The following is a 19,604-nucleotide window of genomic DNA, read 5'->3' on the forward strand; positions in this document are numbered from 1 at the left end:
GCATCAAAGGATAGGATGAAGTGATGAAGAGATCTGCAGCTCAAATTCTGCGCGAATACGGGCCATTCCCCGGTATCGATCGCGTGCATGGCGTCAGCTTCGACGGCCAGCATGTCTGGTTTGCCTCTGGAGACAAGCTGAACGCTTTCGATCCGGTAAGCGGAGCAACAGTGCGCTCGATCGAAGTTGCCGCCGACGCAGGAACGGCCTTCGACGGTCGGTACCTGTTTCAGATCGCCGAAGATCGCATCCAGAAAATCGATCCGGAGAGCGGCAGCGTTGTCTCGACGATCCCGGCTCCCGGCCGCGGTGGCGACTCGGGCCTTGCGTGGGCCGAAGGGACGCTCTGGGTGGGGCACTACAGGGATCGGAAAATTCACCAGATCGATCCCGATACAGGAGACATCCTTCGTTCCATCGAAACAAACCGCTTCGTCACCGGTGTCACCTGGGTCGATGGTGAACTCTGGCACGGCACCTGGGAGGGCGACGAGAGCGAGGTGAGACGGGTCGATCCTCAAACTGCGGAAGTCCTGGAGCGGCTCGCAATGCCACCAGGTGTGGGGGTCTCGGGCCTTGAGTCGGACGGCGGCGATCAACTCTTCTGCGGAGACACCAGCAGCGGAAAGGTGAGAGCCATCCGCCGGCCGAGGCATGGCTCCTAGGTTGCGCCTCTGCGCAGACCGTGCGGATCGAGCCTCCAACGCGATCCATCAGATGCAATCGCAAGTCATGCCATCTCCCCACCCGGCGGCGGGCGGTGATGTTGGTTGCCGTCGCAATGATGGTGTTGACGGATTTTCCCGGCGATTGGCTGCGCCGTTCCTTTGCGGCCCAGTCGACCGGTAAGGGCGGGCGGCGGTTTTTCTGGTGCTGGTCGTCGCGATCATCGTGCCGCTGCTCAGCATCCTGAACAGGGATCTCGCCAATTCCATTCTCTCCATCCTCGCCACAGGCGTGTTGTCCGGCCGGTTTCCGACAATGGCTTTCCCACGCGATTTTCCTGAACCGGTTTCGCAGGAGATTGAAGCCGTGTCGGCCGAGGAGCGCCCCCGGCCCTGCTCCGAGCCTTGGCAAATAAAGCAATCCTCCCTGCCATCGTGGCTTGCCTGACGAGCGACAGGCTGACCGCCGCCGCCATCCCCATAACCGTCGCTTTACTGCTCGGGCAGCTCGATGTCGCCGCGCGCAGTCGCGCCGCGGCCGGACTTGTGGTCATCAATCTTTTGGGAGGAGTTCTGGCGTCGGTCGCTGGCGAGGCCGAGCAGCTTGGGTATAAGCGATCAGGTTTCAGCAGCTTGGAGCTCGTGGCGCCCTGCCGTCAGTCTCGACGATCGCGCGGGTGCGAGTGGCGCTACGTCAGCGTTGCGCGTCGCACGGGATAAAAAAAGGCCAGGCAGTTCTGCCTGACCTCGCTTGGTAATTGTGCTTTCGACAGTGCCAGTACATCCGTGGTCAAAGGAAAGCAGTTACCGATTAGATGGCTTGCAAGTTGCAGGCGGACATCTTGCCCGACTTGCTGTCGCGCTCGAGCTCGTAGCCGATCTTCTGGCCTTCGACGATTTCGCGCATTCCGGCGCGCTCGACGGCGGAGATGTGAACGAAGGCGTCGGTGCCGCCGTTGTCAGGCTGAATAAAGCCGAAGCCCTTGGTGGAATTGAACCATTTAACGGTGCCAGTGGTCATGATGAACCCTTTCATAGCATATTGAAGGACCGCCCACGCGTCAGCGCAGGAGCGGATGATAGCGATTTTTGAAAGGAAGGTTCGTTCAGGGCGCGGTGCAAATCGCGCGGTAACCAAAGCTCAGCAAGCAAATATCGATAGACCATCTATAGTTTATCTTGCCTCCGGATGTCAACCTCTAGTTTGACGGGTCGAGATTGACCCACTTACGATGACATCCGCTCCTCCGTCATGTGCGGGGCGACAAGGAGACCGCTGCTCGTTCCAGTCTGCGCCATCGGGCCTGCCATATGTCCGCGATTGCCCGGTGGAGACGACTGTTTCCTTGGCCGTCGGATGCTTCCGACGGGTGGGAAGCGAGGTCAGTCAAATGAAAGCGGTCAAGTGGAGGCCATAGCGTTGGAACAAGGGCGAACGGCGGGAGAACATCCTGCGCGGTTCGGGGCTTGCGCGGCAGGATGAGTGATTTGCGCGCCTTTGTTTGCGCGGCCCGATCCCACAGGAAATCGCCCGAGAATGCAATGTGCTCCCAGCCGACGAAGACGTGTGCGCCATGAGATCGTCGGTCACGCTATTTGCGGCTGAACGCAAATGCGCAATGACTTCGCCACGACGATTGCGGGCGTTGACGAGATTGACGGCGAAGGCCCGATACTACTGGGCCTCCTAACTACGACCGACGATCCGTCCTGGCGGAATGTGCAGATAGCCTGTGTGGGGGCATGGCGCTGCTCGCTTTTGTTGAGGCCCCCTTGGCAGCGATGGCGCAGGGCAGGATTTTCCAGGAAGCGGCAAAACAGCTCGGCCTTGGGTGCTCCACGGTTTTTCGGAAATGCGCCGGCTAGGGATCAGCCGGCCGGCATAGCGCCTGTTCGATCTCCGTCACGAGCCCCTCGGTGCCGCGCTCCTCCCGGGACCAGAACCGGTAGCTGATCGACTGTGCCGAGAGCCTGTTCCGCCGCTGCACGTTCCTCGCACATGCCTCGAGAGCTTTCCTCCCTGGCCAGCAGCTCCCTGATCTTTGCAACGTGCCGGATATCGAAGTGCTGCCGCATGCAGCCCGCCGCCTCCCGCCGCATGACCGGATCGCATAGGCAACTCCTCGGCCGAACGGGACCTTCAGGGATTCGAATGGGCATCGAAACGGCTCCAGTCAATTGCTACGTATTTTTACTGAATTGCCCCAGATCTAAGCCAGGGACTAAGCTATTCGGAAGTAAAGGAGYGCGTGGCGACTGAGGATTGCCGTGGCTTGATTGGGGGGGGGGGACGGCATGCTCCATACCCGTGCGACCCAGAAGATAGTGTCGGTGAACGGGCCAACTTTGCCCGCCTCGGCCGACATGTGCGCACTACGTGGTCGCATCGTGGCGAGCCGCGATTTCGTCGTGCCCGAGAGGGTTCGCAATTTCCTGACCTACATCACCGGAGAAACGATTGCCGCGCGGGTGGCTATCAGAGCCCTTTTGCGATTTGCATCGGTTCTGGCCATTGCCCTTTTGCTCGGTCCGACTGGTTCGGCCCTTGGCGAAGATGCCATCAAGGCGCCTGCCCTGAAATCGATCGGTACGGCCAAGCGGGAGATCGTTCCATCCTTGATCGTGATGAACTCCGATGGCGCAAACCTGACGGGAACGACGCCGGCACTCGACGGCATTTCGCCCAACTCGATCATGTTTTCCGATCGTCCGGTGCGGTCGACTGGTCGCGCGTCGACCGCTCATCATTTGGAAGAATGGGCGCAGGGCGGCGGTTTTGAGAAGGATCCGCCGAACGCAACGGTTTCGGCCTTCGACAAGGAGGCGTCGGCCGTTGAAGATGCGGTCGAGGTCCTCAAGGACCCGAAGCGCTCAGGCAACAAGCTCAACTTCACCGTCGAGGTTCTTGAAAGTAACATTGAGAAAGCCGACGGCCCGGCATCAGTCTTCATCGACATCATCGGACTGCCACGCACACCGCGCTCTTTCTCCGGGGTCGCCCGCCGCACCGCCTGGCGCGGCGCCCGATATGCGGGTGCGGCTGCGGGCGCCGCTTACGGAGCTGCCCCTTACTATCGCCCGCCATACCCGCCGCCGGCCTGCGGCTACTCCCCATCTCCGCCCTGCTATTAGGACAGAGCGGTTGACCTCGCACCCTATTTCGCAATCACACGGGAGGAGAAAATGGACCTGTGCAGAACGACTCGGAAAGTAACACTTGGGATCGTCGCGTCCCTCGCGACCCTCCTGTCCGGCGTGACGCTGTCGGCAGCACAAGGGGTAGTCTCGGGCGAGCCCGGCTCGCCGGGCGCCAAGGCGACGATCGACGGGGCTATCTTCCCAACCCGCCCGCGGCGTTCGGCGGCGAGATTGACCCTAACGCTGCGCAATCGAAGCCCTATTGGCCGGCGATTACCGTGCCGCCCAAGGGCGCGCCGAATATCCTGTTGATCATGACCGACGACGTGGGCTTTGCGGCACCGTCGACCTTTGGCGGCGTGATCCCCACTCCCGCCCTCGATCGCGTCGCCGCCGAAGGGCTGCGCTATACAAGGTTCCCCACCACGGCCCTCTGCTCGCCGACGCGGGCCGCGCTCCTCACAGGCCACAACCACCACTCTGTGGGCACCGGCGTCGTCGTCGATCAGGCGACCGGCTACCCCGGTTACAACAGCGTCATCCCGCGCGACGCAGTCGCCATCGGCGAAATCCTCCGGCAGAACGGCTATGACACGTCGTGGTTCGGCAAGGACCACAACGTGCCGCAGTGGGAGGCGAGCCAGGCGGGGCCCTTCACCAATTGGCCGACCGGGCCCGTCAAGGGCTTTGATTACTATTACGGCTTCATCGGCGACGACACCAGCCAGTGGCAGTCGAACAACCTGTTCCGCAATACGACGCCGATCGAGCCTTACCTCGGCAAGCCCGGCTGGAACCTGATCACCGCCATGGCCGATGACGCCATCCAGCACATCAAGACGCTGAGCGCTGTGCAGCCTGATCGGTCGTTCATGATCTACTACGCTCCCGGCGGAACGCACTCGCCGCATCACCCAACGAAGCAATGGGTTGACAAGATCAGCGCGATGCATCTCTTCGATGATGGCTGGAACAAGCTCCGCGACAAGATCTTCGCCAACCAGAAGAAACTTGGCGTGATTCCACAGGATGCCGAGATCACACCCTGGCCTGACACCATCCCGAAGCGGGATACGCTCTCGCCCGAGGCCAAGAAGCTCTATATCCGCCAGGCCGATGTCTATGCGGCCTATCTGGCCTACACGGACCATGAGATCGGCCGCGTGATCCAGGAGATCCAGGACGAAGGCAAGCTCGACGACACGCTGATCATCTATATCAGCGGCGACAATGGCGCGAGCCCTGAGGGTACGCTCAACGGCCTGTTCAACGAATTCGCCATCGCCAATGCCGTGAGCCCAACCGTCGAAATGAACATGAAGTTCTACGACGCCTGGGGCACCGACCAGACCTATCCGCACTATGCTGTGGGCTGGGCCTGGGCCTTGGACACGCCCTATCAATGGACCAAGCAGGTGGCCTCCCACTTCGGCGGCACACGAAACGGCATGGCCATGGCCTGGCCCGCCCGCATCAAGGACAAGGGCGGCATCCGCAACCAGTTCAGTCACGTGATCGACATTGTGCCGACAATTCTCGAAGCGGCGGGCCTTCCGCAGCCCGTTTCTGTGAACGGTGTCGCTCAGCGGCCGATCGAAGGTGTTTCGATGGCCTATAGCTGGGACGACGCCAAGGCGGCGGACCGTCATACGACCCAGTATTTCGAGATGTTCGGCTCTCGCGCCATCTACAACAACGGCTGGATTGGCGGCGCGCCTCCGATCGGTGCGCCCTGGATCCTTACACTGGAAAAGCCGCCAGAGGATGTCATGAATGGCTTCAAGTGGGAGCTTTATGACACCAACAAGGACTGGACGCAGGCGCACAACCTGGCCGCCGAGATGCCGGACAAGCTGCGCGACATGCAGCAACTGTTTTCGATGGAGGCAGCCAAGTACCACGTGTTCCCGCTCGATGACACGCGCCTGACGAGGTTCATCTCGGAAAAGCCGAGCTACGCGCCTGGCCGCACCGAATTCACCTATTCGGGCACGGTCATGAACGTGCCGTTCCCCGAAACAGGCTCGGCGCCGAGCCTGCTCAACAAGTCCTACACGATCACCGCCGAGATCGAGGTACCCGAAGGCGGCGGCGAAGGCATGCTGATGACCGACGGCGGCCGTTTTGCCGGATACGGCTTCTATCTGCTCAAGGGCGTACCGGTGCTGACCTGGGATTTGATTAACCTTGAGCGCGTCAAGTGGAAGGGCAAGACGGGGCTCACAGCGGGCAAGCACACGCTGGAGTTTGACTGGAAGTATGACGGTCCGGGTCTCGGCAAGGGCGGAACGGGCACGCTGAAGGTGGATGGAGAAGTCGCCGACAGTCATCCCATGCCAAAGAGCCTGCCGATCGCTATCGCATGGGACGAGACCTTCAACGTGGGCATCGACACCGGTACGTCGGTCGACGACAAGGACTACCAGGTGCCGTTCCCCTTCACCGGCAAGATCAACAAGCTGACGGTGAAGCTCGGGCCGAATGCGATGTAATCCGCGCCAACGCGCAAGCGGGCCCGGCGAAATGGCGGGTTTCTGTGGCGGCACGGCCTGCAGAAATCCGCTAATGCGCGCTCCCGGCGTGAGGCCGCCCAGATTGCGAGCAGCCCAAGGCACACTTCAAAACACGCGCCCAGCAAAATCACCTTTTGTTGCCCTTGGTGTTATTCGACCTGCTTTCAACGCGATGCCCTCAAGTGCGTGTGATACGCTGGCATGTTATTGTTTCGGCGTGATAGATTGCTGCCAGAACACACACGCAGGAGAAGCCAGATGAACAAATTTCGGGCATTGGTAGCAGGCGGAGCGCTGATCAGTCTTTCGTTCCTTGCGGCATGCGCGACCCCCCCGAATTCAATGGGCTCCGCATCAGGCTATCAGCCGGGAGATTCGATGAATCGAGCCTGTTCGGACGGTTTCAGGCCGAGCAATGGCCGCTCTTGCAGCTATTAGGCCGCTCGAGAGATGAGGCGCCGTCCCGACAGCGATTCGAAGCAATTAGATTATTCATCGTCGTGAAATGTATCCCCAACTGCAAACAAAAGGCTGACATCAGAGCTCGCTCTGACCGGAACCCAGACACCTTCATTTCCAAATGCATCAAGATCATGCCGGCAACGAATGCGATCGGGAGGTCCGTTGGATCTCCCGCAAAACGCGTGTCACGACGAAGTCACGGCATCTGCGCGCAATTGTGTGCTTAACTCCCTCTGGGCGCGCTGAGACAAATCGGATCTGATGGCGTGTCGCAAACGTTTCCAGCTAGTGTCGCGTTTACAGCAGGTTCGCATGCCAGTTTGCTTGAGGAGAGTCAGTCGTTCCGAAGCCTTGCGCAGGGCAAGCATCATTGTCGAGGCCTATGCTGAGCCTCCATGGCACGAGGAGTGGAGTGTCGAGACTGCGACGTCACGCCTTGACGAACTCACGGCGACGCCGGGCTTTCTCGCGTTTGCCGCGTTCGACGAGCACGAGCTTGTCGGATATGCCTTTGGCTTGCCGCACACATCGGCCGCCGGCCGTGGTTTGCACGTAGCGGAAATCGCCATCCGACCCCGATATCAGCGACAAGGCATTGGCTCTGGCCTGCTCCGTTGCATCGAAGATGAAGCCCTCAGGCTGGGCTACGTGCACATATGGTTGGTGTCGCAGCGGGCCGGGGGTGTCGCCGACTACTACCGGGCCAACGGCTATGACCCCTCTGGCAAGCTTTGCGTCTACACCAAGGTGCTCGGTCGAGATTGCTAGGCTTTTTGCCCCGAGCTTTCTCGACTTCGGCGTCATCCCGTCGGTGATCCTCTGCATGCTGTTGGGCACGGTGATCGGCCTGCTCAACGGCGTGCTCGTCACCTTCTTGAAAGTGCCGGCCTTCATCGCGACGCAAACGATGCTTTTCATCGGTCGCGGCTTCGTGCTCGCGCTGACCCATGGTCAGGCAATCTACTACTCCGACAAGATCAAAAGCGGACGGGACCACCGTCAGCGACCAGATTCCGGTGTCAGAACATGAAGGTTGCCGCCCAGGTCGGAAACGACGGGCCGCCGCCCGCCCCAGACGAGCACCGACACTGGGCGGGTCAGGCCGTCGAGAATAACCGTTCGTTCGTGTGTTATTTTATTGAACTTGAGCAATCGCCCGCTCCCCTTCAAGAAACCTTCCTTCTGACTGTAGAGGCCGTGTTCAAGGACAAGCATCGCTCCATCATCGTCGAAGGCAATACTCACCGGCGCATTGAGTGCTTCGACGTCAACCTGCGGCGTTGACTGATCACCGACGTCGGGGATCGAAACGATCTTTCCGGCGCCGGCTAGAAAGGGAAATCCGCCGAACAACGCTACATAGAGGCGCCCGCCGTAAAGGGCGATGCCGGTCGGTACCGCATCGGTTTCATAGCTGTTGCCCTCCGCGAACTCTGTCGGTGAAAGGCCGCGCAGCGCCGTGGCTGCCTGCCACATGCGGCCGAATGTCAGGAGCGTTGTTTTTCGGCCATCGGGCTGCACGCGCTCGACACTATTTCGAGCGGAGTCGATCACGTAGTAGGTTCCGCCTGCCACGATGAAGTCGAACGGATTCCAGAAATCGTTCGTGATGACGCGAAGCTTGCCGGCGGCGTCGAGCACAACGAGGGCGTGGTCGAACGGCCCCTCGTCTGAATCGACCGGAGTCCATCCCTGGGCAACGACAAAGCTATCGCCGGCGCGAATGACACGGTAGGGACCCGTTGGATCGCCGATCACGTCGAGGCCATGGGGAAAAACCGGACCGAACGCAACAAGCTTGCCGTCCGCGTCGCGCCGGTAGAGCCTGCCGCTGGCAAGATCGCTCACGAGCAAGCCTCCGGCGTCCAGGGAAAGGCCGGCGAAGGCGGCACCCGGCGTGTGGAAGGTCGCAAGCGTATAGTCTGGCGCAGCTATCGGCTCAGCGCCGGCACCGGCTGCCGTAAGCAGAAGGCCGGTGACGATCATCACGGCGTAGAACGGACGCATCGGAAGCCACCATTGGCTGAGAATCGGAATTCCGGATCATAAGCTAGGCGATAGGTCGTCGTCAGGTGATTTGGATCGCTGTTCCAGGAGCCACCGCGAAGCACGCGGTACAGTCCGGCGCTCCCTCCCACGGTCTCACCTTCATACGGCGCGTAGAAGTCGCGGGTCCACTCCCAGACATTTCCGACGAGATTGAGGACACCCTCTTTGCTTGCGCCATCGGCAAATGACCCCGCTGGTGCGGTCATCGGGTAGCCGTCGCGCGCGTCCCCTGAACAACAGACATCCGCTCCCGAATTTGCCCGCAATTCGTCCGGCGGCCTCTCACCCCATGGAAACGCGTCGCCCTTTGTTCCGCGCGCCGCGCGCTCGTATTCTTGTTCCGAGGGAAGGATTAACCCATAGTGGCTGCAAAAGGCATCGGCATCTGCCCAACTCACCCCGACGACCGGCCGGTCGTCCAATCCCAGGATTGGGTGATTGGCGTAGAAGCCCGGACGATGACCGGTCTCCTTGACGAAGAGCCCATACTGTCGGTTTGTAATCTCGGTGCGGTTGATCGCAAATGCCCGCCCCTCCAGCACGCGCCGCGGGCGTTCGTTTTCGGGGCCGTCGTCGCGGCCGAAGATGAATGTCCCCGCAGGAATTTCGATCAGCGGATTTCCGGCGATGGGGCCGCCATCGGCAGCAGCCACACGGACTGCAAAGGTGATAACCATCACTGCGGCCCAAACGCTAGAAGTCAACACGATCTTGCGTCTCGTCGTTGAACAGAAAGACGCGATCAATCGCGACTTTGACGCCGATCTGTTGGTCGATCTGACCGGTGAAATTCTTGTCGGCGCGCAAGGTCATCAGTTGACCGCCCAACCGCAGGCTCACAAGCGTATTCTCGCCGGTAAGTTCCACCGAATAAATCGGCGCGACGAGGTTGACATCTGCATCACTGGGATTGGCCGGATGGACGTCCTCCGGGCGGACGCCGAGGACAGCTCGAGAGAGGTTTGCCCGGCCGATACCTCCGACCCTGAGGCCGGCGCTAACGAACACGCCGTCTCTCACTTCTCCCGGAACGAGGTTCATCGGTGGCGAGCCGATAAATCCGGCAACGAAAAGGGTGCGCGGATCGTTGTAGATTTCCCGGGGCGTCCCAAGCTGCTCGATCACGCCCTTGTTCATCACGGCCACGCGGTGGGCAAGCGTCATCGCTTCTATCTGGTCGTGAGTGACATAGATCGTCGTGACCTGCAGCTCATGCTGCAGGTGCTTCAGCTCGGCGCGCATCTGTGTGCGAAGCTTGGCATCGAGATTGGATAGCGGCTCGTCCATCAGAAAGACGCGTGGTGTGCGCACGATCGCTCGGGCAAGTGCTACGCGCTGGCGCTGGCCGCCGGAAAGTTCCTTCGGCAGTCGCGACAACATGGTGTCGAGTTCCACACGTCGTGCGACCTCGACTATTCGTCGCTTGCGTTCAGCCGGCTCGACTTTTCGGATCTTCAGCGGGTAGCCGATATTATCCTCGACGGTGAGATGCGGATACAAAGCATATGACTGGAACACCATTGCAACGTCGCGATACTTGGGAAGGACACCGTTAACGCGGTCCTCATCGATGTAGATGCCGCCGAACGTCGCCTCCTCGAGACCCGCGACCATCCGCATGGTCGTTGTCTTGCCACAACCGGAAGGTCCGAGCAGAACGAGAAACTCCTTGTCCCTGATCTCGAGGTTGAAATCGTCAACGGCAACGAATTCGCCGAACTTCTTGCAGACATTCTTGAATGTGACGGATGCCATAGGTCTCAACCTTTGACGGCCCCCAGGGACAATCCCCGGACGAGATGTTTCTGGACTATGAAGGCGAAGATGACGATTGGCACGCACGCCATGAAACCCGCCGCACTGATTTCACCCCAATAGGTGTTGTACTGCGTGACGCGCCCGGCAATACCGATCGGCAGCGTTTGTGACTGCTCGGTGAGCGTGATGATCAGGGAAAGCAGAAATTCGTTCCACGAGATGATCAGACAGAAGATGGCGGTGGCCGCAAGCCCGGGCCGGGCGAGAGGCAATGCCACATGAAGGAAAGCGCCCCACCGCGTGTCGCCGTCGACGATCGCCGCCTCCTCGAGCTCGATTGGAAGATCCTGGAAATAGCTCTTCATCATCCACGTCGCGAAGGGCAGATTGAAGGCGGTGTAAGCGACAACGAGGGCCGACTTGGTGTTGAGCATGTCGAAATAATTGAAGAATAGGTAGAGCGGAATGATGCTGACGATGGGCGGCATCATGCGCGTTGACAGGATCCAGAACGAAATCTGCTTGCGCCATTGCCAGGGATAGCTGAACCGCGCCAAGGCATAGCCAGCCATGGTGCCGAAGGTTACGGAAACGATGGTCGTTCCTGCGGCGACGAGAAAGCTGTTTAGCGCGTAACGCAGGAACGGACGCTGGATAAACGCTTCGTTATAGTGTTTTAGCGTCGGGTTGCGGGGCAACCACTCCGGCGGCACTGCGAAAATGTCGATATCAAATTTGAACGAGTTGGTCGCGATCCAATAGATCGGAAAAAGCGTGACAACGAGCGCTACAAGGATCGTGAGATAGGCCAACAGGTCGATGAGCACCTCTCGGGTGCGGCTGCGCGTGCGTATCGTTTTTCCAATCCTCATCGTCAATCCGCCAATTGCATGCGTTTCATGAACCAGGTGCTCAGAACGATCGTTACGAACAACACGAAAAGCGACATCGCCGCCGCGTAGCCCGGATCGGCGAAGCGGTAGGCGACCTGATAAATGTAGAGGCTCAACACCTTGGTCCGGTCAGCAGGCCCACCTCCCGTCAGTATGAAGACCAGATCGAACAGACGCAGCGCATCCATGACACGCAGGAGAAGCGCAATAGCAATAACCGGCTTAAGGAACGGCAATGTCAGGTCCCGGAACTGCTGCCAGGACGAGGCACCGTCGAGCGCAGCAGCCTCGTAGGGCTCGACCGGCAGGCTGGCCAACCCCGCCAACATCAGAAGGAATATGAATGGTGTCCATTGCCAGACATCGGCCACGATGATCGAGAACATCGCAAGGTGCACGTCGCCGGCCCATGCCTGCAATGGCAGACCGAGGCGGAACATGATTTCGTTCAGAACGCCGAACTGGGGCTCGTAAATGAGCTTCCATGTGATCGCGACCGCAATCGGCGGCAGCATCATGGGGATCATCAAGACGGTCTTCAGAAAGGTCAACCTGCGAATGAATTTGTCGAGGAGCAACGCCAGACCAAGACCGAGGAGGAATTCTGCCGTCACCGCCACGACCGTAAATACGGAGGTGTTCCAGAGCGCGACGTGAAATTGCGCGTCGGAAAAAAGCCGCACGAAATTACCGGCGCCAACGAACGTCCAGGGCAGATCGGGGTTCGGGCTGATTTTGTGAACCGCCGCGTAAAACATGTAGATGCTGGGAAAGATCGTCAACCCGAGCAGTATGAGCACTGTCGGAGCAAGCATGAGAAAGCGCAAATGCAGCTCGGTCCATCGCTCCAGACCGCGACCCGGTCGAAGCGATGCGGCTGCAGTGCCGCTTTGCGACGTGACCATTAGCCTCTCCTGCGAAGCCCTGCCCCGGCGCCTGAATTGTCGGTTTCAAGCTCACCGAGTGCGATTGCCTTCACCGTAAAGGAGCGGCGTCCGAAAACGCCGCCCCCAATAGCCGTGCCTAGTAAAGGTTCGTAATCTTTGAGACCGCCTCCTGCGAGTTCTTCAAGGCCTCCTCAGGCGTGATCGTGCCCGCCACCGCCTTGGAAAGCTCGATGCCAAAGGCGTTCTCGATCTCCGGCCACTTCGGATGACGAGGACGGGGCGTAGAAGCTTGGATCGCCTCCATCAACACCGGATAGTGCCGGAACTTCTCTTGCGAGGTCAGTTCGGGGTCGGTGAAAACTGAGGTCCGGACAGGCGGATTGCCGCGCTGGGCAGAAATCTTGATCTGTTCAGGAGACGTCGCCCAGAGCATGAAGTCGAAGGCTTCCTGCTTGTTCTTGGAAGCCGACATGATGCCCATGGTCCAGTGGCCGATCTCCGAACTGCCCGGTTTCGTTCCAGCAGGAATGGGACTGAAGGAGATCTTGCCGACCATCTTCGATTGGGTCGGATCTTCAAAGGTCGCAACCCAGTTCGGCCAGTTGATCGATGAAGCCGCCGTACCGGCGGCTAGCGCCGTACCAACCTCATTGGCATTGTAGCTCTCCACGCCCTTCGGCGAGACATCGCGCAGCGCCATGAATGTCTTCATGGCAGCGGCCCCTTCCGGCGTGTCGATCGTTACCTTGGTTCGGTCGGCATTGAACATATCAGCGCCATAGGACCAGAAGATCGGCATGAAATCGGCAACCACCGGATTTCCCTGGCCGCCTCGGAAGACGTAGCCGAAATAACGGCCGCCTCCGCTTTCGGTCAGCATCTTGCTCGCCTTGAGCACATCATCCCAGGTCTTCGGGGCGTCTACGCCAGCTTCCTTGTACTTGGCCGCATCATAGAAGAACATCTGCGCATTGCCCACATAAGGCAGGCACACATAGGGTCCGGTATTGTAGGGGTTGCGGCAGACTGCCAGCGACTTCGAAAGGAAATCACTATCCGGTCCCTCCATGCCGGCCTTCTTGAAGTAGGCTGTCAGATCCTCCAGATGTCCGTTCTCGGCGAAAAACGGAATCCACGGATCGTCCATGAGGATAATGTCGAAGACGCCGGACTTGGTCGCGCCGGCATTGGCGCCCTGCTCGAACACGTTGGCATAGGGCGCCTGGACGGCCTCGACCTTCGTGCCCTTCAGCTTTCCGTAGTCGGCGGCCGCGGCCCTAAGGCCGTCGCCCTCGCTACCAGATGGTACGAGGATCGTGATGTCGGCCCATGCGGCTCCATTGATCGCGAGCGCGGACGTCGCAATGGCCAAGGTGAGAAACAATCTGCGAAGCATTGTACACCTCCCATTCCGAGATGTTATCCCGAGGCCTTCTCCATCGGGGGTCTCACCCTTTCCGGCACAGCGGAAACGCTACCTCGATACCCAAACCACTCTGCGGAAAGTCGAAACGTCGCCCGGCATCTCATCCTCGAGCGAGGCACAAATTCTATCACAACGGGAGCAATATATAGAGCGATTATATTTGCATTTTAAGGATCCTTGTCCTGCAATCAGCGGAGTTCAGGGGTGGCTTCTCCGGCTTCTAAGGCTTTGTCCGACGAAGGCGCAACGGCAATCTTCAGCATTGCGCTCCAGAGCCCAGCGAAGTCTTGAAGCGTTGCATCCTCGAAGGTTAAACCGACGCTTCAAGCAAAACCATGAGCTTGGCGATCGGCTTTGGGCCGTATCCTCTTGAGCATTCCTTTCTCTTTGAGATTTCCGACATACATTAGATATTATGCACATTCCGCAGATTGGAGCGCGGGAATTAAGGTATTGGCGGTGGCTACCGCCAATCCTGATCTCGTTGTTTTCGCTCCTCTCCGCTCTGGGTTTCGTCACGCTATCGGCGTCGGAATCCAACCGCGCGGCCGTCGTCTTAAAAGTGAACGGCGCCATCGGACCCGCGACAGCGGACTACGTGGTACGAGGCCTTCAGCGTGCTGGCGAAGGTGGAGCGGGCTTAATAATCCTGCAGATGGACACGCCAGGCGGCCTTGATACCTCCATGCGGGAAATCATTCGTGGGATCCTTGCCTCGCCCGTACCTGTCGCGGCCTTCGTCGCACCGAGCGGGGCACGGGCTGCCAGCGCCGGCACCTATATTCTCTACGCAAGCCACATCGCCGCGATGGCGCCGGGCACCAATCTAGGCGCTGCGACACCGATCGCGATCGGCGTAAAGCCTTTCGGCGATACGGAACCCGAAAAAAAGCCGAGCGAACCGGGTGGCAAGCCGGCAGAGGCTCCAGGCAACGCCAGCGAAGCAAAAATTGTCAATGACGCCGTGGCTTACATTCGCGGGCTTGCGGAATTGCGCAACCGCAACGCCGATTGGGCAGAGCGGGCCGTGCGCGAAGCCGCAAGCCTTTCGTCAACTGCTGCCGTGCGCGAACATGTCATCGATTTCGCGGCAGCTGATATCAGCGATCTCTTGGCCCAGGCACAGGGGCGAATCGTGCGGGTCGGTCAAGCGGACGTCCGGCTCTCTACCACCGGTTTAGTCGTCCAGGAATTCGAGCCGGATTGGCGTACGCGGCTGCTTTCCGTGATTACCGATCCGAACATCGCAATCATCCTGATGATGGTCGGTATCTATGGCCTGATCTTCGAATTTCTCGCACCTGGGACAATGCTTCCCGGCACGATCGGCGGCATCTGCCTGCTTCTTGGTCTCTATGCCCTGGCATTGCTTCCGGTCACTTTTGCCGGCGTTGGGCTTATTTTCCTCGGCGTGGGATTGACGGTGGCGGAGGTGCATTCGCCAAGCTTCGGCGCCCTGGGCATTGGCGGCGGGGTAGCCGTGATCCTGGGCGCAACCATTCTGTTCGATACGGATATACCAGGCCTGGAAGTCTCGCGTCCTGTACTGGGCGCAATCGCTTTTGCGAGCCTTGCTTTCAGCCTTGTCGTTGCTCGCCTCGCATTTGGTTCGCGCTGGCGCAAAGTCGCCACGGGTGCAGAGCAGATGATCGGGATTTCGGGCCAGGTTGAGAGCTGGGTGGKGGCTACGGGCTACGTCATAGCACATGGCGAACGCTGGAAGGCGGTTTCCGTTGAGCCGCTTACTGCTGGCGAGGGCGTCAGGGTGACCGGCAGGAATGGGCTGACGCTCGAAGTGGCCCCCAGCTCGAAAGAGACCTAACGGATTTGAGAAAGCAGGAGAAAAAGTCATGGGTATGTTTGCAGATCTCGCCTTTTATCTTGTGGCCATTGTCATTTTGCTCGCTTTCATCGCATCCGCAGTCAAGATCCTGCGGGAATATGAACGCGGTGTCGTTTTTACACTCGGCCGCTTTACCGGCGTCAAGGGACCCGGCTTGTTCCTCCTCATCCCCTACGTCCAGCAGATGGTACGGGTCGACTTGCGCACGCGCGTACTCGATGTCCCCAGCCAGGACGTCATTTCGCATGACAATGTCTCGGTCCGCGTCAGCGCAGTGATTTATTTCAGGGTCATAGATCCCGAGAAGTCGACGATACAGGTCGAGGACTTCATGATGGCGACAAGCCAGCTTGCCCAGACGACATTGCGCTCGGTCCTTGGCAAGCACGACCTCGATGAGATGCTGGCGGAGCGTGACAAGCTCAACTCGGATATTCAGGAGATCCTAGACGCTCAAACGGATGCGTGGGGCATCAAAGTCGCCACTGTCGAGATCAAACATGTCGACATCAACGAATCGATGATCCGCGCAATTGCGCGCCAGGCGGAGGCCGAACGCGAGCGCCGAGCCAAAATCATCAACGCCGAGGGCGAGCAGCAGGCCGCAGCGAAGCTGCTCGAAGCAGCCGAAATTCTAGCCAGGCAGCCAGAGGCCATGCAACTTCGTTATTTAAGCACTTTGAACGTCATCGCCAGCGAGAAGAGCACAACGATCTTGTTCCCCTTTCCGATGGAGTTCGGCAATCTAATGCCCGTCAAGACGGATAAGGTGCCTATCGCCGGAGGCGGTGATAGGCATCGCCTGCCATGACGATTGAGCCAGCAATGACCGCGGCAGAGCGTGAAGCCGACCAAGGATCTGCGGACACTTAAGCGATCAGCAACAAGTTGTTTTCGTCTAGAGGCCCCTATGAGCGACAAGTCTCGCATCGACCCCTCCGCTAATCTTTCAATTCAGCAGTCTTACCAAATGGGCGGGAGGTTGTGGGGCCTTTCAGCTCAGGGCCGAAATCGCAAGAATGCGGCTGTTTGGATTTAGTTTGGCAGATAACTTGAGATTCGCGACGAAGAGAATCTCAAATTAAATGCCTTTACCGAGACGCCCGCGATTGGCTTGCGCGGGCCTCGGTGTCGTTGAAAATGCTGCCAAAGCAATCTCTATTCTCGCGCGTGGGTCATCGGGAAGTATTTGAAGAACATCGTCGATTTCGTCGGCGGCTGATTTTCATACTAAGTGCCAAAACCCGTATAACAGTCTCATGTTAACTGCTCGCATCAAATTAAGTGCCCCGCTATCTTATTGAAAATATTGACGTGAGAGTCTTACGGTTAACTGCAAAACGACACGGCAAGGGCTTCTTCGTTTTGGCTGCGTCCAAACTTCTCAAAGCCTAGGACGGTCGGCCGGCGATGCATCCGCTGAATACATCGAGTTTTGCATCGTAGACCGACGTCGCGACGTTCATCATGCTTAGGACGCTTGGAAAGAGATTGTCATGCGAAGTCGGCCGTGCGGTAGATTGAGCGAGGCAGTCCTTCTGAAGTCCCATCGATGTTGAAAAATCCGCGTCGAGCCAGACGAGGAATGGAACATGTGTCTGTTCGTCAGGGGCGAGCATATAGGGTGCCCCGTGGAGATATAGGCCATTCTCACCGAGCGATTCTCCGTGGTCAGACATATAGATCAATCCGGCAGCGAACTTCCCGCTTCGGCGCTTGAGTTTGTCGATGACCACTGAGAGGAAATGATCTGTATAGAGGATGGAATTGTCGTAAGCGTTAAGAATCTCGGCATCTTTGCAATTTCCGAGTTCTGCCGTCTGGCACTCGGGCTCAAATTTGCGGAAGGCATCAGGGTAACGCAAGTAGTAGGCAGGACCGTGACTGCCCATCTGGTGAAGCACCAAGACACTGTCCTGTTTGACGCCGTCCAACCATTCATCGAGCTTGTCAAGGAATATGCCGTCTTGGCACTCTCCATCTTTGCAATAGCGTGGGTCTACGGATTTCGCGAGATCGACATATTTTACCCGCGCCGCCGCCCCTTTGCTCCCCGTGTTGTTGTCGAACCAGGCGACATCGACACCGGCATGGGCGAGCACGTCCAAAAGACCTTCATTCGCGAGGCCCTTGCTGTGGGTGTAGGTCGCCCGGGTGAATTGGGAAAACATGCACGGAATCGAAGCGGCCGTCGCTGTCCCGCAGCTCGTCGTATTCGGAAAGTATACGACGTCCTGTTTGGCAAGCTCCGGGTTCGTGTCGCGCTGATATCCTCCGAGCGAAAAGTTCATCGCTCGCGCGGTCTCACCCGCGACAATGATTGTTACGCGCGGTTTGTGGAGGCCGCCCAGGGCAGGCAATATTTTCGCATCGAGACCGACGGATTGCACGACCAGCTTTGCCTCGGCGCCGGCTTGCAGGAAATATTTGGCAGTGCTGACGATTGGAGTGACCGGATTCAAGCTTTTAACAATATCCCGGTGTTGCCTGATCGCCGTCGTATACTCCTTCGAAAAAACAACCGCTGAAAGGGAGAAGACCGCCAGGCACGCGAATACCGTAACGCTGTTCCAGAGTAGCTTTCGAAGGAACGTACGGTGGACCACCCTTACCCACGCGATCAGCAAGACGGGGACAAGGCCAAACAGTAGCAAGTGAACGACAAAGCCGGCCGTTATCAGATGCTGCGCCTCGGCAGGCGTGGTCTCCATCGCATTTCTGATCATATCGCTGTCAACGATGACGCCGAAGGTGTCCGTGAACCACGCAGCCAACGATGCGGCCATCACGAGGAAAATCAGAAATGGCTTGATGATGTACTTCGCTGAAAAACTCGTGGCTACGGCGATGAATAACATCGTGATCGCGATATAGAGCGCCACTATAGCGCTGGGATGGGGCGCTAGGTGAGCCGCCGCCTTTGCCCAAAATGTCGCGTTGGCGAATATGACAAGATAAAGAGAAACGAGAACAGATAGCGTAACGCTACCAATTCTCGGCCGGGCTAAAAGAGTTGTTCGTCTCACTACGTGGTCCGTCCAGATGATGTCTAACTCCCGCTTCGTGACCTCGCTAGGATTTCCCGGGGTTGAGAGCACGAAATCAAAAATCTCACCCAACGGACTTGGAGAAAGCGGCCGTCTGGCGCGCTACCGTTCGCCGGAAGAGTGACAAGTCGTCTTAAAAGCAGCGCCTATAGGCCCACTCTTTGCAATCAGTGAAGAGCGCTGCGTTCATGAAAGGCACCACGTTTCTTGAGGTGGCTGACAACGGCGGTGGCAATTCCGACACATGCCATCAACAGCCCCAGGACAATCAGGTAGTGGACATACTCGATCTGATCAGCCATCGGGGCGAACCGATAGATCTCGGTCACAAGGACAGCGATGCAGGTTGACGCGACGGTCGAATAATCCTTTCCGATCACACGCCTGATGTTGAACGTCATCCCCTGGGTCGACTCAGCAAATCGGCTAAGGCGCAGCCCCCAGCGCGGAACGTCGCGGCAGTATGCCCTGTAGGCGTCGGCGAACTTCGCCTCCAGAAATGCTTCCTCGGCGTAGACGATGCACTGATAAATGAAGGCGAAGAGCGCGATGCCGGCCACGGCGACCAGCGGATCGCCGTGGAGGAGGAATATCCCGATGTAGACGAGCATGTTGCCGACATAGAGGGGATTGCGGCACACGCCGAACATCCCCTCGGTCACGAGATCCTTGGCATACACCCGCTTGTTGAGACCGCCGCGCTTGATATAGGCAAAGCCGATAACGGTTGCCCGCAACGCCAGGCCGCACATGATGACAAGCAACGCCAGAAGGTCCTTGGCACGCTCGGTCGTAGCACTTCCCATGACCTCCAGTGGAGGAGGAGCGAGCAGGAATAGTAGCACGATCAGCAGCGGGAATACCTGGTTGCGGAAACGGAAGAAGAAGTTTCCGATCTTTATCATTGTCGACTTCATGTGCCC

General features: G+C 58.6%; 15 protein-coding genes and 3 pseudogenes. 9 read left to right on the forward strand and 9 right to left on the reverse strand.

Annotation, left to right across the window (positions count from 1 at the left end):
* Positions 1–23: 23 nt before the first annotated feature.
* A complete protein-coding gene (locus AC1DMK_RS20130) occupies positions 24–665 on the forward strand; it encodes a Vgb family protein (protein WP_477861385.1) in 642 nt (213 codons plus the stop codon).
* Positions 666–760: 95 nt separating this feature from the next.
* Positions 761–1,271, forward strand: a pseudogene (locus AC1DMK_RS20135) (DUF2955 domain-containing protein); the annotation flags it as partial.
* A gap of 205 nt (positions 1,272–1,476) precedes the next feature.
* Here AC1DMK_RS20135 and AC1DMK_RS20140 read toward each other — a convergent pair.
* Positions 1,477–1,686 carry a cold-shock protein gene (locus AC1DMK_RS20140; RefSeq protein ID WP_037066731.1) on the reverse strand — a complete coding sequence of 70 codons (210 nt, stop codon included), beginning with the start codon at positions 1,684–1,686 and terminating at the stop codon, positions 1,477–1,479.
* 1,274 nt (positions 1,687–2,960) lie between these two features.
* Here AC1DMK_RS20140 and AC1DMK_RS20145 point away from each other — a divergent pair.
* The 5 genes and pseudogenes from AC1DMK_RS20145 to AC1DMK_RS20165 form a co-directional block, all read left to right on the forward strand.
* On the forward strand, positions 2,961–3,797 hold the full coding sequence (locus AC1DMK_RS20145; protein ID WP_477861387.1) for a hypothetical protein: 837 nt from the start codon (positions 2,961–2,963) through the stop codon (positions 3,795–3,797).
* A 51-nt stretch (positions 3,798–3,848) separates the two neighbouring features.
* A pseudogene (locus AC1DMK_RS20150) lies at positions 3,849–6,295 on the forward strand (arylsulfatase).
* Between the two features lie 279 nt (positions 6,296–6,574).
* A complete protein-coding gene (locus AC1DMK_RS20155; RefSeq protein WP_477861389.1) occupies positions 6,575–6,754 on the forward strand; it encodes a hypothetical protein in 180 nt (59 codons plus the stop codon).
* Positions 6,755–7,090: 336 nt separating this feature from the next.
* The gene (locus AC1DMK_RS20160) at positions 7,091–7,546 is read left to right on the forward strand and encodes a GNAT family N-acetyltransferase (protein WP_477861391.1); all 456 of its coding nucleotides are present in this window, start codon (positions 7,091–7,093) and stop codon (positions 7,544–7,546) included.
* Positions 7,530–7,760, forward strand: a pseudogene (locus AC1DMK_RS20165) (ABC transporter permease subunit); the annotation flags it as partial. The gene AC1DMK_RS20160 and the pseudogene AC1DMK_RS20165, both read left to right, overlap by 17 nt.
* Before the next feature lie 17 nt (positions 7,761–7,777).
* Here the strand turns inward: AC1DMK_RS20165 and AC1DMK_RS20170 are convergent.
* The 6 genes from AC1DMK_RS20170 to AC1DMK_RS20195 form a co-directional block, all read right to left on the reverse strand.
* The gene (locus tag AC1DMK_RS20170; RefSeq protein WP_477861392.1) at positions 7,778–8,785 is read right to left on the reverse strand and encodes a ScyD/ScyE family protein; all 1,008 of its coding nucleotides are present in this window, start codon (positions 8,783–8,785) and stop codon (positions 7,778–7,780) included.
* Positions 8,764–9,504, reverse strand: coding sequence for a formylglycine-generating enzyme family protein (locus AC1DMK_RS20175; RefSeq protein ID WP_477861394.1), 741 nt, complete (start codon positions 9,502–9,504; stop codon positions 8,764–8,766). Before AC1DMK_RS20175 ends, AC1DMK_RS20170 begins: the two co-directional genes overlap by 22 nt.
* A gap of 16 nt (positions 9,505–9,520) precedes the next feature.
* Complete coding sequence (locus AC1DMK_RS20180; protein ID WP_477861396.1) at positions 9,521–10,582, reverse strand: ABC transporter ATP-binding protein; 1,062 nt, start codon at positions 10,580–10,582, stop codon at positions 9,521–9,523.
* 5 nt (positions 10,583–10,587) lie between these two features.
* On the reverse strand, positions 10,588–11,457 hold the full coding sequence (locus tag AC1DMK_RS20185) for a carbohydrate ABC transporter permease (RefSeq protein WP_477861398.1): 870 nt from the start codon (positions 11,455–11,457) through the stop codon (positions 10,588–10,590).
* A gap of 2 nt (positions 11,458–11,459) precedes the next feature.
* On the reverse strand, positions 11,460–12,383 hold the full coding sequence (locus AC1DMK_RS20190) for a carbohydrate ABC transporter permease (RefSeq protein ID WP_477861400.1): 924 nt from the start codon (positions 12,381–12,383) through the stop codon (positions 11,460–11,462).
* A 118-nt stretch (positions 12,384–12,501) separates the two neighbouring features.
* Positions 12,502–13,761 carry an ABC transporter substrate-binding protein gene (locus AC1DMK_RS20195; RefSeq protein ID WP_477861402.1) on the reverse strand — a complete coding sequence of 420 codons (1,260 nt, stop codon included), beginning with the start codon at positions 13,759–13,761 and terminating at the stop codon, positions 12,502–12,504.
* A gap of 445 nt (positions 13,762–14,206) precedes the next feature.
* Here AC1DMK_RS20195 and AC1DMK_RS20200 point away from each other — a divergent pair, with 445 nt between their 5' ends.
* Both AC1DMK_RS20200 and AC1DMK_RS20205 read left to right on the forward strand, forming a co-directional pair.
* Positions 14,207–15,613 (forward strand): NfeD family protein, encoded by a 1,407-nt coding sequence (locus tag AC1DMK_RS20200; RefSeq protein ID WP_477861404.1) that lies wholly within the window; start codon positions 14,207–14,209, stop codon positions 15,611–15,613.
* A 28-nt stretch (positions 15,614–15,641) separates the two neighbouring features.
* The gene (locus AC1DMK_RS20205; protein WP_477861406.1) at positions 15,642–16,445 is read left to right on the forward strand and encodes a slipin family protein; all 804 of its coding nucleotides are present in this window, start codon (positions 15,642–15,644) and stop codon (positions 16,443–16,445) included.
* Between the two features lie 580 nt (positions 16,446–17,025).
* Here AC1DMK_RS20205 and AC1DMK_RS20210 read toward each other — a convergent pair.
* Both AC1DMK_RS20210 and AC1DMK_RS20215 read right to left on the reverse strand, forming a co-directional pair.
* Positions 17,026–18,660 carry a phosphoethanolamine transferase gene (locus tag AC1DMK_RS20210; protein ID WP_477861408.1) on the reverse strand — a complete coding sequence of 545 codons (1,635 nt, stop codon included), beginning with the start codon at positions 18,658–18,660 and terminating at the stop codon, positions 17,026–17,028.
* A 188-nt stretch (positions 18,661–18,848) separates the two neighbouring features.
* Positions 18,849–19,586, reverse strand: a complete 738-nt coding sequence (locus AC1DMK_RS20215; RefSeq protein WP_477861410.1) for a methyltransferase family protein — start codon at positions 19,584–19,586, stop codon at positions 18,849–18,851.
* Positions 19,587–19,604 lie beyond the last annotated feature (18 nt).

It is taken from the genome of Rhizobium sp. 05L419, assembly GCF_056397845.1.

Bases quoted from the DNA above. Each gene is read 5' to 3' on its own strand.
- AC1DMK_RS20130 (WP_477861385.1), top strand. From the start codon at position 24: ATGAAGAGATCTGCAGCTCAAATTCTGCGCGAATACGGGCCATTCCCC.
- AC1DMK_RS20140 (WP_037066731.1), bottom strand. From the start codon at position 1,686: ATGACCACTGGCACCGTTAAATGGTTCAATTCCACCAAGGGCTTCGGC.
- AC1DMK_RS20145 (WP_477861387.1), top strand. From the start codon at position 2,961: ATGCTCCATACCCGTGCGACCCAGAAGATAGTGTCGGTGAACGGGCCA.
- AC1DMK_RS20155 (WP_477861389.1), top strand. From the start codon at position 6,575: ATGAACAAATTTCGGGCATTGGTAGCAGGCGGAGCGCTGATCAGTCTT.
- AC1DMK_RS20160 (WP_477861391.1), top strand. From the start codon at position 7,091: ATGCCAGTTTGCTTGAGGAGAGTCAGTCGTTCCGAAGCCTTGCGCAGG.
- AC1DMK_RS20170 (WP_477861392.1), bottom strand. From the start codon at position 8,785: ATGCGTCCGTTCTACGCCGTGATGATCGTCACCGGCCTTCTGCTTACG.
- AC1DMK_RS20175 (WP_477861394.1), bottom strand. From the start codon at position 9,504: ATGGTTATCACCTTTGCAGTCCGTGTGGCTGCTGCCGATGGCGGCCCC.
- AC1DMK_RS20180 (WP_477861396.1), bottom strand. From the start codon at position 10,582: ATGGCATCCGTCACATTCAAGAATGTCTGCAAGAAGTTCGGCGAATTC.
- AC1DMK_RS20185 (WP_477861398.1), bottom strand. From the start codon at position 11,457: ATGAGGATTGGAAAAACGATACGCACGCGCAGCCGCACCCGAGAGGTG.
- AC1DMK_RS20190 (WP_477861400.1), bottom strand. From the start codon at position 12,383: ATGGTCACGTCGCAAAGCGGCACTGCAGCCGCATCGCTTCGACCGGGT.
- AC1DMK_RS20195 (WP_477861402.1), bottom strand. From the start codon at position 13,761: ATGCTTCGCAGATTGTTTCTCACCTTGGCCATTGCGACGTCCGCGCTC.
- AC1DMK_RS20205 (WP_477861406.1), top strand. From the start codon at position 15,642: ATGGGTATGTTTGCAGATCTCGCCTTTTATCTTGTGGCCATTGTCATT.
- AC1DMK_RS20215 (WP_477861410.1), bottom strand. From the start codon at position 19,586: ATGATAAAGATCGGAAACTTCTTCTTCCGTTTCCGCAACCAGGTATTC.